Genomic DNA, 13,118 nt, shown 5'->3' on the forward strand with positions numbered 1-13,118 from the left:
CTGACGCCAAAGGAGCCTGTTGTGTTCGACAACGTGCGCGCCGACATCGCCACCACCCTCGACGAGATCCGTGAGGCCGGCCTGTTCAAGCCGGAGCGGGTGATCGGCAGCCCGCAGAGCGCCGAGGTCACCGTCACCTCCGGCGGCCGCCCCGGCGAGGTGCTGAACTTCTGCGCCAACAACTACCTCGGCCTGGCCGACCACCCCGAGGTGCTCGCCGCGGCCAAGGACGCCCTGGACCGCTGGGGCTACGGCATGGCCTCGGTCCGCTTCATCTGCGGCACCCAGGACGTGCACAAGGAGCTGGAGAACCGCCTCTCGGCCTTCCTCGGCCAGGAGGACACCATCCTCTACTCCTCGTGCTTCGACGCCAACGGCGGCGTGTTCGAGACCCTGCTGGACGACCGCGACGCCGTCATCTCCGACGCGCTCAACCACGCCAGCATCATCGACGGCATCCGGCTCAGCAAGGCCCGCCGCCACCGCTACGCCAACCGCGACCTGGCCGACCTGGAGCAGCAGCTCAAGGAGACCCAGGACGCCCGCCGCCGCCTGATCGTCACCGACGGCGTCTTCTCCATGGACGGCTACGTCGCCCCGCTGCGCGAGATCTGCGACCTGGCCGACCGCTACGACGCCATGGTCATGGTCGACGACTCGCACGCCGTCGGCTTCGTCGGCGCCGGCGGCCGCGGCACCCCCGAACTGCACGGCGTGATGGACCGGGTGGACATCATCACCGGCACCCTGGGCAAGGCGCTCGGCGGCGCCTCCGGCGGCTACGTCGCCGCCCGCCGGGAGATCGTCGCCCTGCTGCGCCAGCGCTCCCGCCCGTACCTGTTCTCCAACTCGCTGGCCCCGGTGATCGCGGCCGCCTCGTTGAAGGTGCTCGACCTGGTCGAGCAGTCCAACGAGCTGCGCGAGCGGCTGGCGGCCAACACCGCGCTGTTCCGCTCGAAGATGACCGAGGCCGGGTTCGAGATCCTGCCGGGCGACCACCCGATCGCCCCGGTGATGATCGGCGACGCGGCGAAGGCCGGCCGCCTGGCCGAACTCCTGCTGGAGCGCGGCGTGTACGTGATCGGCTTCTCGTACCCGGTGGTCCCGCACGGCCAGGCCCGGATCCGGGTGCAGCTCTCCGCGGCCCACTCCACCGAGGACGTGGAGCGCGCCGTCGCCGCCTTCGTGGACGCCCGCGCCGCGCTGGAGGGCTGACGCCCACGTGGGTTGACCCCCACGTGGGTTGACCTCCACGAGAGGGTGACCCCCGGGAGGAGTTGACCCCCAGGAGGGTTGACCCGCACGGGGGTTGACCCCCGCAAGCTGCCCGCGGGGCCGAGCCGCTCGGAACCGGCCCGTCCCCGCGGGCTCACAACCGCCCTGCGGTGGTGGTGAATCGATTTCCCGCCACCGCCGCGCGGCCCGAAGACCAACTGCCCCACCCTCCCGCCTCGGGGGTGGGACACCGGCCCGCACCGGTGTCCCACCCCCGTTCGCGGTTCCGCCGCCAGCTCACGTTACCGGCCAGTAATTTGGCTGATCATCATCTCCCTCGGGGCCGGGTTCGATCACTAGGCTCGTCGTGATCACATCAAGTGGACCGAGGGAGCAGCGCGTGATGGCACGACCCCACCGAACCGGCGGACACAGGACGGCGAGCGCCGCCCTCGCTCTGGCGCTCGGGCTCGGGCTCGCAACGGGTGCGGTGGCACAGCCCGCCGCCGCCGTACCCGTGTCCGGGTCCGCCGCCCCGCCGGCCGCCCCGCCGGCCGCCGCGTCGGCACTCGGCGGCTTCCGGCTGGCGGACATCACCGCCCCGGACGGCATCGTGCTCAAGGCCGACGTCTTCACCCCGCCCGCCGGGACCCCGGGCGCCGACGCCCGGGGCCGCTACCCGGTGGTGGTGCAGCCTGCGAGCTGGGGGCAGAACGACCTGGAGTACGTCGCCCAGGGGCACCGGTTCGCGGCCGCCGGGTACGTCGTCGTGACGTACACCGTGCGCGGGTTCTGGGGCTCGGGCGGGGAGGTGGACGTCGCCGGGCCCAAGGACGTCGCGGACATCTCGACGGTGATCGACTGGGCCCTCGCCCACACCCCGGCGGACCCGGACCGGGTCGGCATGATCGGCCTGTCGCTCGGCGGCGGCCTCACCCTCCTCGGCGCCGCGTTCGACCCGCGGATCAAGGCCGTCGCCTCGCTCAGCGGCTGGGCCGACCTGACCGACGCGCTGTACAGCGGGCAGACCCGGCACACCGCCGCCGCCACCAGGCTGGCCCGGATCGAGGGCCTGACCGGCCGCAAGAGCCCGGAGTTCGCGAACGCCCTGGACGACCTGTTCGGCGACCACGACCTGCCCGACGTGATCGCCTGGGCGAAGCTCCGCTCGCCCGCCGCCTACCTGGACCGGATCAACGCCAACGGCGCCGCCGTCTACCTCGCCAACGGCTGGAGCGACAGCTTCTTCAACCCCGGCCAGATGACCGACTTCTACCGGCGGCTGACCGTCCCCAAGCGCCTCGAACTGCGGCCCGGCGACCACGCCAGCCAGGAGTTCACCGGCCTGCTCGGCTTCTCCAACGCCACCTGGGACGACGCCCGCGGCTGGCTCGACCAGCACCTCAGGGGCGTGGCGGGCGCGGGCCTGCCGCCGGGCGTCGACCTGGAGGTCCGCCCGGGCGGCGCCCATGAGGCGTACCCGGACTGGGACTCGGTCGCCTCCCGCACCGAGCGGCTGGACCTCGTCGGCACCGCCACCGTCCGCGGCGACCGGCCGTCCGGTGCGAGCGGCGGCACGGTGCTGCTCTCCGGACTGGTCGACCAGTGGCTGCACCAGCCGCCGACCGTCCTGGTGCCGCTGCTGGACCGCGGGGCGGCAGCTGTCCGGCAGTCGGAGCCGTACGGGCAGGGCCTCGCCGTGCGCGGGGCCGTCCGGGTGCACACCACCGTAACCAGCTCGGCGCCGCAGGGCACCACCGTCGCGTACCTCTACGACGTGGACGCGCTCGGCGCCGGGCGGCTGATCGCACATGCCCCGCAGAGCTGGTCCGGACGGCCGGCCGGACAGTCCTTCCCGCTGGACGTCACGCTGTTCCCCACCGCGTACGACCTCCCGGCCGGCCACCGGCTCGCGCTGGTGCTCGGCACCCAGGACGGCCTGTACGGCGGCGAGACACCGGCGGGCAGCACGGTGACCTTCGGTCCGGCGGAGGTCGCGCTGCCCGTCCGCTGAGCCCGGCGCCGCCCCGCCCTCCCGCAGTCGGAGGGCGGGGCGGCGGCGGGTCGGACAGGCCCCCCGGGCGGTCGGTCCGGGGACGAGCCAAGCCGTGGGCGGCCCCCGGGGTCAACAGCTGAGATGAATCCGGACGGAAAATACGTCAACAGACGTAATCGGGCGCAGGGCGGCCGGATGGTCCGGCCGGGTGCGGTGGCGGGTGTGGTGGCCGGGCGCGGCTCAGAGGCGGCGGCGGAACACGTCCGTGACGGTGTTGGTGTCGCCCGGCACCAGATTGCCGTCCTCGGCGTCGAACAGCACCGTGCCGCCCTCGGCGTCGACGTACGGGTTCTGCGCGGCGGCGGTGCTCTGGGAGCCGTCCGAGGCCAGGCTGACCCGCTCGATCCGGCCGGTCCACAGGTCGCGGCGGAACACGTCGGAGGCCTGGTTGGTGTCGTCGGCGACCAGGTCGTCCGCGGCGGAGTCGAAGTAGACCCAGCGCCCGTCGGCGGTGATCGCCGGGTCGTACGAGCCGTCGGTGGGCGTGGTGCCGGGCAGCGGGGTGTTGACCAGGGTGACCGTGCCGGTGACCAGGTCGTGGACGTACAGGTCCATCCGGAGGCCGTGGCCGCCCGGGCGGGGGTCGACGCCGTAGGTCGGCATGCCGTACAGCGCGTAGCGGCCGTCGGGGCTGAGCCGGGCGTCCATCAGGCCGACGCCGCGCTCGGCGCCGGTGGTGTCCACACTGGCGACGACGGTCCGGCCGGTGGCGGCGGACCAGACGTAGTACGGGTAGAAGCGCGGGCCGGCCAGCTCGGCGTCGGCGGCCGCCGGAGCGGCGGGGGTGCCCGGGGCGGGGTCGGTGAGGTTCGAGGCCCGGGAGACGAACCCGACCGTGCGGCCGTCCGCGCTGATCGTCGGACGGTAGGAGTGGTTGTCCGCGCCGGTGCCGCCGGTGCCGCCCGCGGGGCCGGTGGTGACCAGCCGGGTGGTGTGGGTCCAGCGGTCGGTCACATAGATGTTGATCTTCCCGCGCCGGATGCCGGTGGTCAGGTCGGTGCGGTTCGAGGCGTAGGCGACATAGCGGCCGTCCGCGCTCAGCGTGGGGTTGTCCGCGCTGCGGATGGTCTCGTCGTCGTCGGTGGCGAGCAGGCCGCCGGTGATCAGCTCGGTGTGCCCGGTCCAGCGGTCGCGGACGAACACGTCGTTCGCGTGCTTGGCCTGGCCGGGGACGACGTTGGTGGCGGCGGTGCTGAACGCCACGAACCGGCCGTCGGCGCTGATCGAGGCGTCCGTGGTGGGGGCGTTCAGCTGCGAGCCGTCGTCGGCGACGCTGACCCGCTCGAGGTGGCCGTTGCGCAGGTCGCGGACGTAGACCTCGCCGGAGTTCGGGGTGCCGGTGGACGGCAGCAGGTCGGTCGCGCTCGACGAGAACAGCGCCGAACGGCCGTCCGCGCTCAGCCCGAGCCCGGTCGAGGCGCCGTTCAGCTGCTCCCCCTTGAAGCCCTCGCTGACCCGGGCGGTGTCGCCCTTCGGCGGCCGGGCCTCGGCGGCGGGCATCACGGCGCCGACCGCCAGGGCGGCCACCAGGACGCAGCCGGCGCGGGCGAGCCGGCGGCGGGAACGAGCGGTGATCATGGACATCCTCCCCTGATGACGAGTACCGGGCCCCGGAGTCCCCGGCCCGGTCCGTCCCGAGCCAAGCGCCGGGCGGTCCGGGCGGTCAACGGGCCGAGACGATCTCGCGCCGAAATACGCCACCGGTGGTACTGCCCCGGAACGAGCCCGGCGACGGCCCCGGCAACGGCCCCGGGAACCGCAGCCCGGACGGACCATCGCGCCGCGCTGGCAGAATTGGGCGTGTGATCGACGCACGACGGCTGCGGACCCTCCGGGCCGTGGCGGACCACCGCACCGTGACCGCCGCGGCGGCCGCCCTCTACCTGACCCCCTCCGCGGTCTCCCAGCAGCTGGCCGCCCTGGAACAGGAGACCGGCCACCACCTGCTGGCCCGGGAGGGCCGGGGCGTGCGGCTGACCGCCGCCGGGGAGATCCTGCTCGGCCACGCCGACGCGGTGCTCGCCCAGCTGGAACGGGCCGAGGCCGACCTCGCCGCGTACAGCGCGGGCGTCGCGGGCGAGGTCACCGTCGCGTCCTTCGCCACCGGCATCTCGCACGTGCTCGCCCCGGCGATGGGCCTGCTGGCCGTCCGGGCCCCCGGGGTGCGGCTCAAGGTGCTGGACGCCGAGGGCGACGCCAGCCTCCCGATGGTGCTGGACGGCCGCGCCGACCTCGCGGTGGCCGTCGAGTACCGCGGCGCCCCGCGCGCCGACGACGCCCGGCTGACCAGGGTCCCGCTGTACGCCGAGCCCTTCGAGGCGGTGCTGCCGCTGGCCCACCCGCTGGCCACCGAGGCCGGGCCGCTGGCGGTGGCCGCGCTGGCGGACGAGCCGTGGATCGGCCCCTACCCGGGCAACCCCTGCCACGACGTGGTCCTGCTGGCCTGCGAGCACGCCGGCTTCCAGCCGCGCCTGCTGCACTCCTCCGACGACTTCCGCGCCGTCGTCGCCCTGGCCTCGGTGGGCGCGGGCGTCGCCCTGGTGCCGCGCTCCGCGCTGCGCGGGGTGGACCTGGACCGCGTGGCGGTCCGCCCGGTCGACAGCGACCTGGCCACCCGCCGGGTCTTCGCCGCCGTCCGGGCCGGCGCCGACGGACACCCGCTGCTCCGCCCGGTCCTCGACTCCCTCGCCGAGGCCGCCGCCGCGGGCGCCTGACGCCCTGACGCCCGCGACGCCCTGACGCCCGGGCCTCAGGCGCCGGGGATCAGCGCTGGATCTCGACCCGGGCCCGCTCGTTCGGCGTGCCGATGTCCCAGAACCGGGCCGTGCCGCGCGCACCGCCGTAGGCGCCCGTACCGCCGGTGACCGCCATGTCGAGCGGGGCGCCCGATCCGTTCGTCCAGAGCGACTGCATCGTCAGCGAGCCGCCCTGGACCTCGATGGTGAGCAGGCAGTGCTTGGTGACCTCCGCACCGTGGATCTGGACCACCTGGCAGGTGCCGCCGCCGCGTCCGACCTCGCGGCCGTCCTGGACGGTGCCGCCGGAGTAGACGTCCTGGTCGCCCAGGCCCGGCCCGGCCGGGCCGAGGTCCAGGGCCTCGTACTGGTCGTTCCGGACCTGGAGTTCGAGCACCTCGACCCGGCCCCGCCGCGGGGCGTCGGCGTCCGCGCTGCCCACGGCGGCGAGGCCGATCGCGGCGGTGGCCAGCGAGGCGGCGACGAACCTCCGGACCGTCAGGTACCTGTTGCTGCTTGCGGTGGTGGCCATGGTGGACCCCTTCGTAGAGAACCCTGCTGCGAACTCCCTCGACGCTATGACCGGCCGGTCCGCCCCCGCCAAGACCAATTCCGCTATCGCACCATGCCCGCCCGGGCATGACCGGCAACGGCGACCCCCGCCCCGCCGCCGCCCCCGTGGGACGGAGGCCGGGATCGTGCCCGAACCGCCGTGCGGCGGACCGCGTAGGGTGGCGGGAACCATGACCGGCCGCACTCCAGGAGCCCCCATGACCTCGACCGTCGTCCCCGCCGACCCCGCCGGCCCGCTGCCGGTCGGGGTGATCGGCCTCGGCGACATCGCGCAGAAGGCGTACCTGCCGGTGATCACCGCCCTGCCCGGGCTGGACCTGCGCCTGATGACCCGGGACCGGGCCAAGCTGGACCGGCTGGGGGAGGCCCACCGGATCGACGCCGCAAGCCGGTTCACCCACCTGGACGCGCTGATCGACAGCGGCATCCGGGCCGCCTTCGTGCACGCGGCGACCGACCAGCACGTGCCGATCGTCGAGCGGCTGCTGGGCGCCGGGGTGGACGTGTACGTGGACAAGCCGCTCGACTACACCGTGGACGGCGCCCGTCGGCTGGTCGACCTCGCCGACCGGACCGGCCGCTCGCTGATGGTCGGCTTCAACCGGCGCCACGCCCCCGGCTACGCCCAGGCGTTGGAGCGCCCGCGCGACCTGATCGTGCTGCAGAAGAACCGCGAGGGCCTGCCCGAGGCCGCCCGGTCGCTGGTGTTCGACGACTTCGTGCACGTGGTGGACACCCTGCGGTTCCTGGTACCGGGCGAGATCGAGCAGGTGGACGTCCGGGCCCGCAAGGACCGCGAGGGCCTGGTGGAGCACGTGGTGCTGACGCTCGGCGGGGAGGGCTTCACCGCGCTCGGCATCATGAACCGGGTCTCCGGCTCGACCGAGGAGGTGCTGGAGGTCTCCGGCGGCGACTCCAAGCGGGAGGTGCGCAACCTCGCCGAGGTGATCGACCACCGCGGCCAGCCCACCGTCCGGCGGCGCGGCGACTGGGTGCCGGTGGCCCGTCAGCGCGGGATCGAGCAGTGCGTGCTGGGCTTCCTGGACGCCGTCCGGGCCGGGAAGACCCTGGACGCCCACGACGCGCTGCGCACCCACGAGTTGTGCGAGCTGATCGTGGAACGGATCGGGTAGATCCGGGCAAAGGCCCGGTCGAACCGGGGGATTGCTGGGAGCGGGCTGGAAGGAGCCTGGGAGACAACCGAATCGACGCTTCCGCAGGTCACCGGGCCGGAACCGACAGTTCATTGACGAGGTCTTGTCGGGGCATTTTCTACGCGCGTATCTTGAGGGCGCCGCGGGGGAACGGGAGCCGTCCCCCGCTCTCTCCCCACCTTCCTTCTACGCGAGTAGCGTCCGCTGCCCGAGCTAGGAGCCATGCCCCGGTGACCACCGCCCCCGCCCCCCGCCCCCGCAGAGCCGCCCTGTTGCGCGCCGCCGTCGCCCCGGCCGCACTCGCCGTCTCGCTGGTGCTCGTCCCGCTGCCGTCCGCCGTCGCGGCCGGCGCGGCCGCCGCCCCGCCCGCGCCCACCGAGGCCGGGCCGCTGCGGATCCACGACATCCAGGGCACCACCCGGGTCTCCCCGCAGGCCGGAAAGCCGGTCACCGGCGTGCCCGGAATCGTCACCGGCGTGCGCGCGTACGGCAGTTCCAAGGGATTCTGGCTGCAGGACCCGAACCCGGACGCCGACCCGGCCACCAGTGAGGGCATCTTCGTCTTCACCGGCGGAAACCCGACCGTGAAGGTCGGCGACTCGGTGCTGGTCAGCGGCAAGGTCACCGAGTACTACCCGAACTACTCGGGCGGCTCGCAGTCCGTCACCGAGCTCACCGGCCCCGCCGTCACCGTGCTCTCCGCCGGCAACCCGCTGCCCGCCCCCGTGGTGGTGGACACCCGCGACATCCCCGGCAGCTACGCCCCGCCGGCCGGGCCCGACGGCAGCATCGACGCCGGGCGGCTCGACCCGGAGAAGTACACCCTGGACTTCTACGAGTCGCTGGAGGGCATGCTCGTCCAGGTCAAGGACGTCCGGGTGATACAGGCGACCGACAAGTACAACGAGCTCTGGGTCGCCGCCGACCGGCAGGACCAGCGCAGCAAGCGCGGCGGGGTGCTCTACGAGTCCTACCGCGAACCCAACGTCGGCCGCCTGATGGTGCAGCAGCAGGCCGCCGTCACCCAGCAGCCCTTCCCGGTGGCCAACGTCGGCGACGAGCTGACCGGCACCACCACCGGCCCGCTGGACTACAACGCCTTCGGCGGCTACACCCTGGTGGCCGGCACCCTCGGCACCCTCAAGGACAACCACCTCCAGCGCGAGGTCACCCCGCAGGCGAGCGAGCGCGAACTCACCGTTGCCACCTACAACGTGGAGAACCTGGCCGCCACCAACCCGGACGCCAAGTTCGCCCAGCTCGCCCAGGGCGTCGTCACCAACCTGCGCTCGCCCGACATCGTCGCCCTGGAGGAGATCCAGGACAACAACGGCGCCAAGAGCGACGGCACCGTCGACGCGAGCCAGACCGTCGCCAAGTTCCTCGCCGCGATCAAGGCGGCCGGCGGCCCCGCCTACGACTGGCGCTCGGTCGACCCCCAGGACGGCAAGGACGGCGGCGAGCCCGGCGGCAACATCCGCCAGGTCTTCCTGTTCAACCCCCAGCGGGTCTCCTTCACCGACATCCCCGGCGGCAGCGCCACCACCGCCGTCGGCGTCACCGGCACCGGCGCCGCCACCGCGCTCACCGCCTCGCCCGGCCGGATCGCGCCCACCGACGACGCCTGGACCGACAGCCGCAAGCCGCTGGTCGGCCAGTTCGTCTTCCGCGGCCAGAAGGTCTTCGTGATCGCCAACCACTTCAACAGCAAGGGCGGCGACCAGGGCATCGACAGCCGCTTCCAGGCCCCGACCCGCGGCTCCGAGGTGCAGCGGGTCCAGCAGGCCACCGTCGAGCAGGCCTTCGTCGCCGGACTGCTGGCCGCCGACAAGCAGGCCAGGATCGTCTCGCTCGGCGACTTCAACGACTACCAGTTCTCGCCCGCGCTGGCCGCGCTCACCAAGGGCGGCGTGCTGCGCGACCTGGTGAACGAGCTGCCGGAGACCGAGCAGTACTCGTACGTCTACCAGGGCAACTCCCAGGTGCTCGACCACGTCCTGGTCAGCCCCGAGCTCGGCCAGGCCAAGTACGACGTGGTGCACATCAACGCCGAGTTCGCCCAGCAGGCCAGCGACCACGACCCGCAGGTGGTCCGCCTCAGGCCCTGACCCGAGCCGCGGTTATCCTGCCTCCGTCGTCGGCGACCGCCGGCGGCGGAGGCGGCATCGCGTGACGGGGGCGGGCATGGCGGGTATGGCGGGTATGGCGGACGCGGCAGGTGCGGAAGGCCCGGCAGGCCCGGCAGGCCCGGCGGGTGCGGCAGGTCCGGCGGGTGCGGAAGCCACGGAGGCCACGGCCCGCCCGGAGTACCGGATCGAGCGGATCGGACCGGACGACTGGGAGCGGCTGCGCACCATCCGGCTGGCCCAACTCCTCGACACCCCACTGGCCTTCGGCGAGACCCACGCGTACGCGCTGCTCCAGGGCGAGGGCAACTGGCGGGCCCGCACGGACTGGCTGAACGAGCCCGGCCGGATCGGCCTGGTCGCCGTGGACGCGGACGACCGGTGGGTCGCCACCATGCTCTCGATCCCCAGCCGCAAGACCGCCACCGTCGACCTGATCGGCGTCTGGGTCGACCCGGCGCACCGCGGCCGCGAGCGCGGCGTCGCCGACGCCCTGCTGGACGCGGTGATCGCCTGGGCCCGGGAGGGCGGCGCCGAGTGGATGCTGCTCGGCGTCCACGAGGCGAACGACCGCGCCGCCGCCTTCTACCGGCGACGCGGCTTCACCTACACCGGCGGCGAGACGCCGTACGTGCTGGACGAGCGGGCCCGGATCCTGGAGATGGTCCTCCCGCTGGGGTAGGGCGTGGCCTGATCCACAGGACACGTCCTACCGGGCGCCCCGGCGGTTCACTTCACGTACTCCGCGAGGTGCTCGCCGGTCAGCGTCGAGCGGGCCGCGACCAGCTCGGCCGGGGTGCCCTCGAAGACCACCCGGCCGCCGTCGTGCCCGGCGCCCGGCCCGAGGTCGATGATCCAGTCGGCGTGCGCCATCACCGCCAGGTGGTGCTCGATCACGATCACCGACTTGCCGGAGTCCACCAGCCGGTCCAGCAGCCCGAGCAGCTGCTCGACGTCCGCCAGGTGCAGCCCGGTGGTCGGCTCGTCCAGGACGTAGACCCCGCCCTTGTCCGCCATGTGGGTGGCCAGCTTCAAGCGCTGCCGCTCACCGCCGGACAGCGTGGTCAGCGGCTGCCCGAGGCTGAGGTAGCCCAGGCCGACGTCGGCGAGCCGCTCCAGGATCCGGTGCGCGGCCGGCAGCTTCGCCTCGCCGTCGCCGAAGAACTCCTCCGCCTCGGTCACCGACATCGCCAGCACCTCGCTGATGTCCCGGCCGCCCAGCCGGTACTCCAGCACCGCGGCCTGGTAGCGCTTGCCCTCGCAGTCCTCGCAGGTGGTGGCCACCCCGGCCATCATCGCCAGGTCGGTGTAGACCACGCCGGCGCCGTTGCAGGTCGGGCAGGCGCCCTCCGAGTTGGCGCTGAACAGGGCCGGCTTCACGCCGTTCGCCTTGGCGAAGGCCTTGCGGATCGGCTCCAGCAGCCCGGTGTAGGTCGCCGGGTTGCTGCGCCGGGAGCCCTTGATCGCACCCTGGTCGACCGAGACCACGCCCTCGCTCGGCGGGATCGAGCCGTGGATCAGCGAACTCTTCCCCGAGCCCGCCACCCCCGTCACCACGGTCAGCACCCCGAGCGGGACGTCCACGTCCACGTTCCGCAGGTTGTGGCTGTCCGCGCCGCGGATCGCCAGCGAGTCGGTGGGCTTGCGGACCTCCTCCCGCAGCGCCGTCCGGTCCGCCAGGTGCCGGCCGGTGACGGTGCCGCTCCGGCGCAGCCCGGCCACGCTGCCCTCGAAGCACACCGAGCCGCCCGCCGCACCCGCCCCGGGGCCGAGGTCGACCACGTGGTCCGCGATCGCGATGGTCTGCGGCTTGTGCTCCACCACCAGCACCGTGTTGCCCTTGTCCCGCAGCCGCAGCAGCAGGTCGTTCATCCGGCTGATGTCGTGCGGGTGCAGCCCGGTGGTGGGCTCGTCGAAGACGTACGTGGTGTCCGTGAGCGAGGAGCCCAGGTGGCGGATCATCTTCACCCGCTGCGCCTCGCCGCCCGACAGGGTGCCGGAGGGGCGGTCCAGCGAGAGGTAGCCGAGGCCGATCTCGACGAAGGCGTCCAGCGCCTGCCGCAGCGCGTCGAGCAGCGGCGCCACCGAGGGCTCGTCCAGCGCCCGGACCCAGTCCGCGAGGTCGCTGATCTGCATCGCGCAGGCGTCGGCGATGCTGACACCGCCGATCTTCGAGGAGCGGGCGGCCTCGCTCAGCCGGGTGCCCCCGCACTCCGGGCAGGCGGTGAAGGTGACGGCGCGCTCCACGAAGGCCCGGATGTGCGGCTGCAGCGCCTCCTTGTCCTTGGACAGCATGGACTTCTGGAGCTTGGGGATCAGGCCCTCGTAGGTCAGGTTGACCCCGTTGACCTTGACCTTGGTCGGCTCCCGGTACAGGAAGTCCTGGAGCTCCTTCTTGGTGTACCTGCGGATCGGCTTGTCCGCGTCCAGGAAGCCCGAGTTGGCGTAGACCCCGACCGTCCACCAGCTGTCCGGCTTCCAGCCGGGGATCAGGATCGCGCCCTCGGTGAGCGACTTGGTGTCGTCGTACAGCTGGGTGAGGTCGATGTCGGAGACGCTGCCCCGGCCCTCGCAGCGCGGGCACATGCCGCCGGTGATGCTGAAACTGCGCCGCTCCTTGACCGTCTTGCCGCCGCGCTCCACGGTCACCGCGCCGGCGCCGCTGATCGACGGGACGTTGAAGGAGAAGGCCTTGGGGGAGCCGATGTGCGGCGTGCCCAGCCGGCTGAACAGGATCCGCAGCATCGCGTTGGCGTCGGTCGCGGTGCCGACGGTGGAGCGCGGGTCGGCGCCCATCCGCTGCTGGTCGACCAGGATCGCGGTGGTCAGGCCCTCCAGGACGTCCACCTCGGGGCGGGCCAGGGTCGGCATGAAGCCCTGGACGAAGGCGCTGTAGGTCTCGTTGATCAGCCGCTGGGACTCGGCGGCGATGGTGTCGAAGACGAGCGAGCTCTTGCCGGAGCCGGACACCCCGGTGAACACCGTCAGGCGGCGCTTGGGGATGTCGACGCTGACGTCCTTGAGGTTGTTCTCGCGTGCCCCGTGCACGCGGATCAGGTCGTGGCTGTCGGCGGCGTGCGGCTCGGCCATCGTTCTGTTCGCTCCGTGTCTCTGTGGCTTCTCGGTGGCTCTTCGGTGGCTCTTCGGGGCTCTTCGGTCGGTGCCCCGGGGGGGGGGGGGGGGGGGGGGGGGGGGGGGGGGGGGGGGGGGGGGGGGGGGGGGGGGGGGGGGGGGGGGGGGGGGGGGGGGGGGGGGGGGG

At 73.4% G+C, this 13,118-nt stretch carries 9 protein-coding genes; 6 read left to right on the forward strand and 3 right to left on the reverse strand.

Translation table 11 applies throughout. From position 1 onward, the window contains the following. Positions 1-21 precede the first annotated feature (21 nt). Both ACZ4W5_RS20970 and ACZ4W5_RS20975 read left to right on the forward strand, forming a co-directional pair. Positions 22-1,215, forward strand: a complete 1,194-nt coding sequence (locus tag ACZ4W5_RS20970; protein ID WP_360243854.1) for a glycine C-acetyltransferase — start codon at positions 22-24, stop codon at positions 1,213-1,215. Between the two features lie 403 nt (positions 1,216-1,618). Further along, on the forward strand, positions 1,619-3,229 hold the full coding sequence (locus ACZ4W5_RS20975; RefSeq protein WP_465656104.1) for a CocE/NonD family hydrolase: 1,611 nt from the start codon (positions 1,619-1,621) through the stop codon (positions 3,227-3,229). A 222-nt stretch (positions 3,230-3,451) separates the two neighbouring features. On the opposite strand, the gene ACZ4W5_RS20980 is transcribed toward ACZ4W5_RS20975, so the two are convergent. After that, positions 3,452-4,849: a TolB family protein gene (locus tag ACZ4W5_RS20980; RefSeq protein WP_465656105.1), complete on the reverse strand. Its 1,398-nt coding sequence runs from the start codon at positions 4,847-4,849 to the stop codon at positions 3,452-3,454. A gap of 224 nt (positions 4,850-5,073) precedes the next feature. Between ACZ4W5_RS20980 and ACZ4W5_RS20985 the strand changes: the two genes are divergently transcribed. After that, the gene (locus ACZ4W5_RS20985; protein WP_465656107.1) at positions 5,074-5,985 is read left to right on the forward strand and encodes a LysR family transcriptional regulator; all 912 of its coding nucleotides are present in this window, start codon (positions 5,074-5,076) and stop codon (positions 5,983-5,985) included. A gap of 49 nt (positions 5,986-6,034) precedes the next feature. Here the strand turns inward: ACZ4W5_RS20985 and ACZ4W5_RS20990 are convergent, their stop codons facing one another. Continuing rightward, a complete protein-coding gene (locus ACZ4W5_RS20990) occupies positions 6,035-6,538 on the reverse strand; it encodes an allene oxide cyclase barrel-like domain-containing protein (RefSeq protein WP_465656108.1) in 504 nt (167 codons plus the stop codon). Positions 6,539-6,815: 277 nt separating this feature from the next. On the opposite strand from ACZ4W5_RS20990, the gene ACZ4W5_RS20995 reads away from it, so the two are divergent. The 3 genes from ACZ4W5_RS20995 to ACZ4W5_RS21005 all read left to right on the forward strand — a co-directional run bounded on the left by ACZ4W5_RS20995 (position 6,816) and on the right by ACZ4W5_RS21005 (position 10,541). Continuing rightward, positions 6,816-7,712, forward strand: a complete 897-nt coding sequence (locus ACZ4W5_RS20995; RefSeq protein WP_465656116.1) for a Gfo/Idh/MocA family protein — start codon at positions 6,816-6,818, stop codon at positions 7,710-7,712. A gap of 251 nt (positions 7,713-7,963) precedes the next feature. Further along, complete coding sequence (locus tag ACZ4W5_RS21000) at positions 7,964-9,841, forward strand: endonuclease/exonuclease/phosphatase family protein (RefSeq protein ID WP_465656109.1); 1,878 nt, start codon at positions 7,964-7,966, stop codon at positions 9,839-9,841. Between the two features lie 94 nt (positions 9,842-9,935). Beyond that, complete coding sequence (locus tag ACZ4W5_RS21005; protein WP_465656111.1) at positions 9,936-10,541, forward strand: GNAT family N-acetyltransferase; 606 nt, start codon at positions 9,936-9,938, stop codon at positions 10,539-10,541. A 47-nt stretch (positions 10,542-10,588) separates the two neighbouring features. On the opposite strand, the gene ACZ4W5_RS21010 is transcribed toward ACZ4W5_RS21005, so the two are convergent. Then, complete coding sequence (locus ACZ4W5_RS21010) at positions 10,589-12,949, reverse strand: ATP-binding cassette domain-containing protein (RefSeq protein WP_465656112.1); 2,361 nt, start codon at positions 12,947-12,949, stop codon at positions 10,589-10,591. Positions 12,950-13,118 lie beyond the last annotated feature (169 nt).

The sequence above is a fragment of the Kitasatospora sp. NPDC029367 genome, assembly GCF_055569135.1.

Excerpts from the sequence above, each read along its gene's own strand:
- ACZ4W5_RS20975 (WP_465656104.1), top strand. The coding sequence starts at position 1,619 with ATGGCACGACCCCACCGAACCGGCGGACACAGGACGGCGAGCGCCGCC.
- ACZ4W5_RS20980 (WP_465656105.1), bottom strand. The coding sequence starts at position 4,849 with ATGATCACCGCTCGTTCCCGCCGCCGGCTCGCCCGCGCCGGCTGCGTC.
- ACZ4W5_RS20990 (WP_465656108.1), bottom strand. The coding sequence starts at position 6,538 with ATGGCCACCACCGCAAGCAGCAACAGGTACCTGACGGTCCGGAGGTTC.
- ACZ4W5_RS21005 (WP_465656111.1), top strand. The coding sequence starts at position 9,936 with ATGGCGGACGCGGCAGGTGCGGAAGGCCCGGCAGGCCCGGCAGGCCCG.
- ACZ4W5_RS21010 (WP_465656112.1), bottom strand. The coding sequence starts at position 12,949 with ATGGCCGAGCCGCACGCCGCCGACAGCCACGACCTGATCCGCGTGCAC.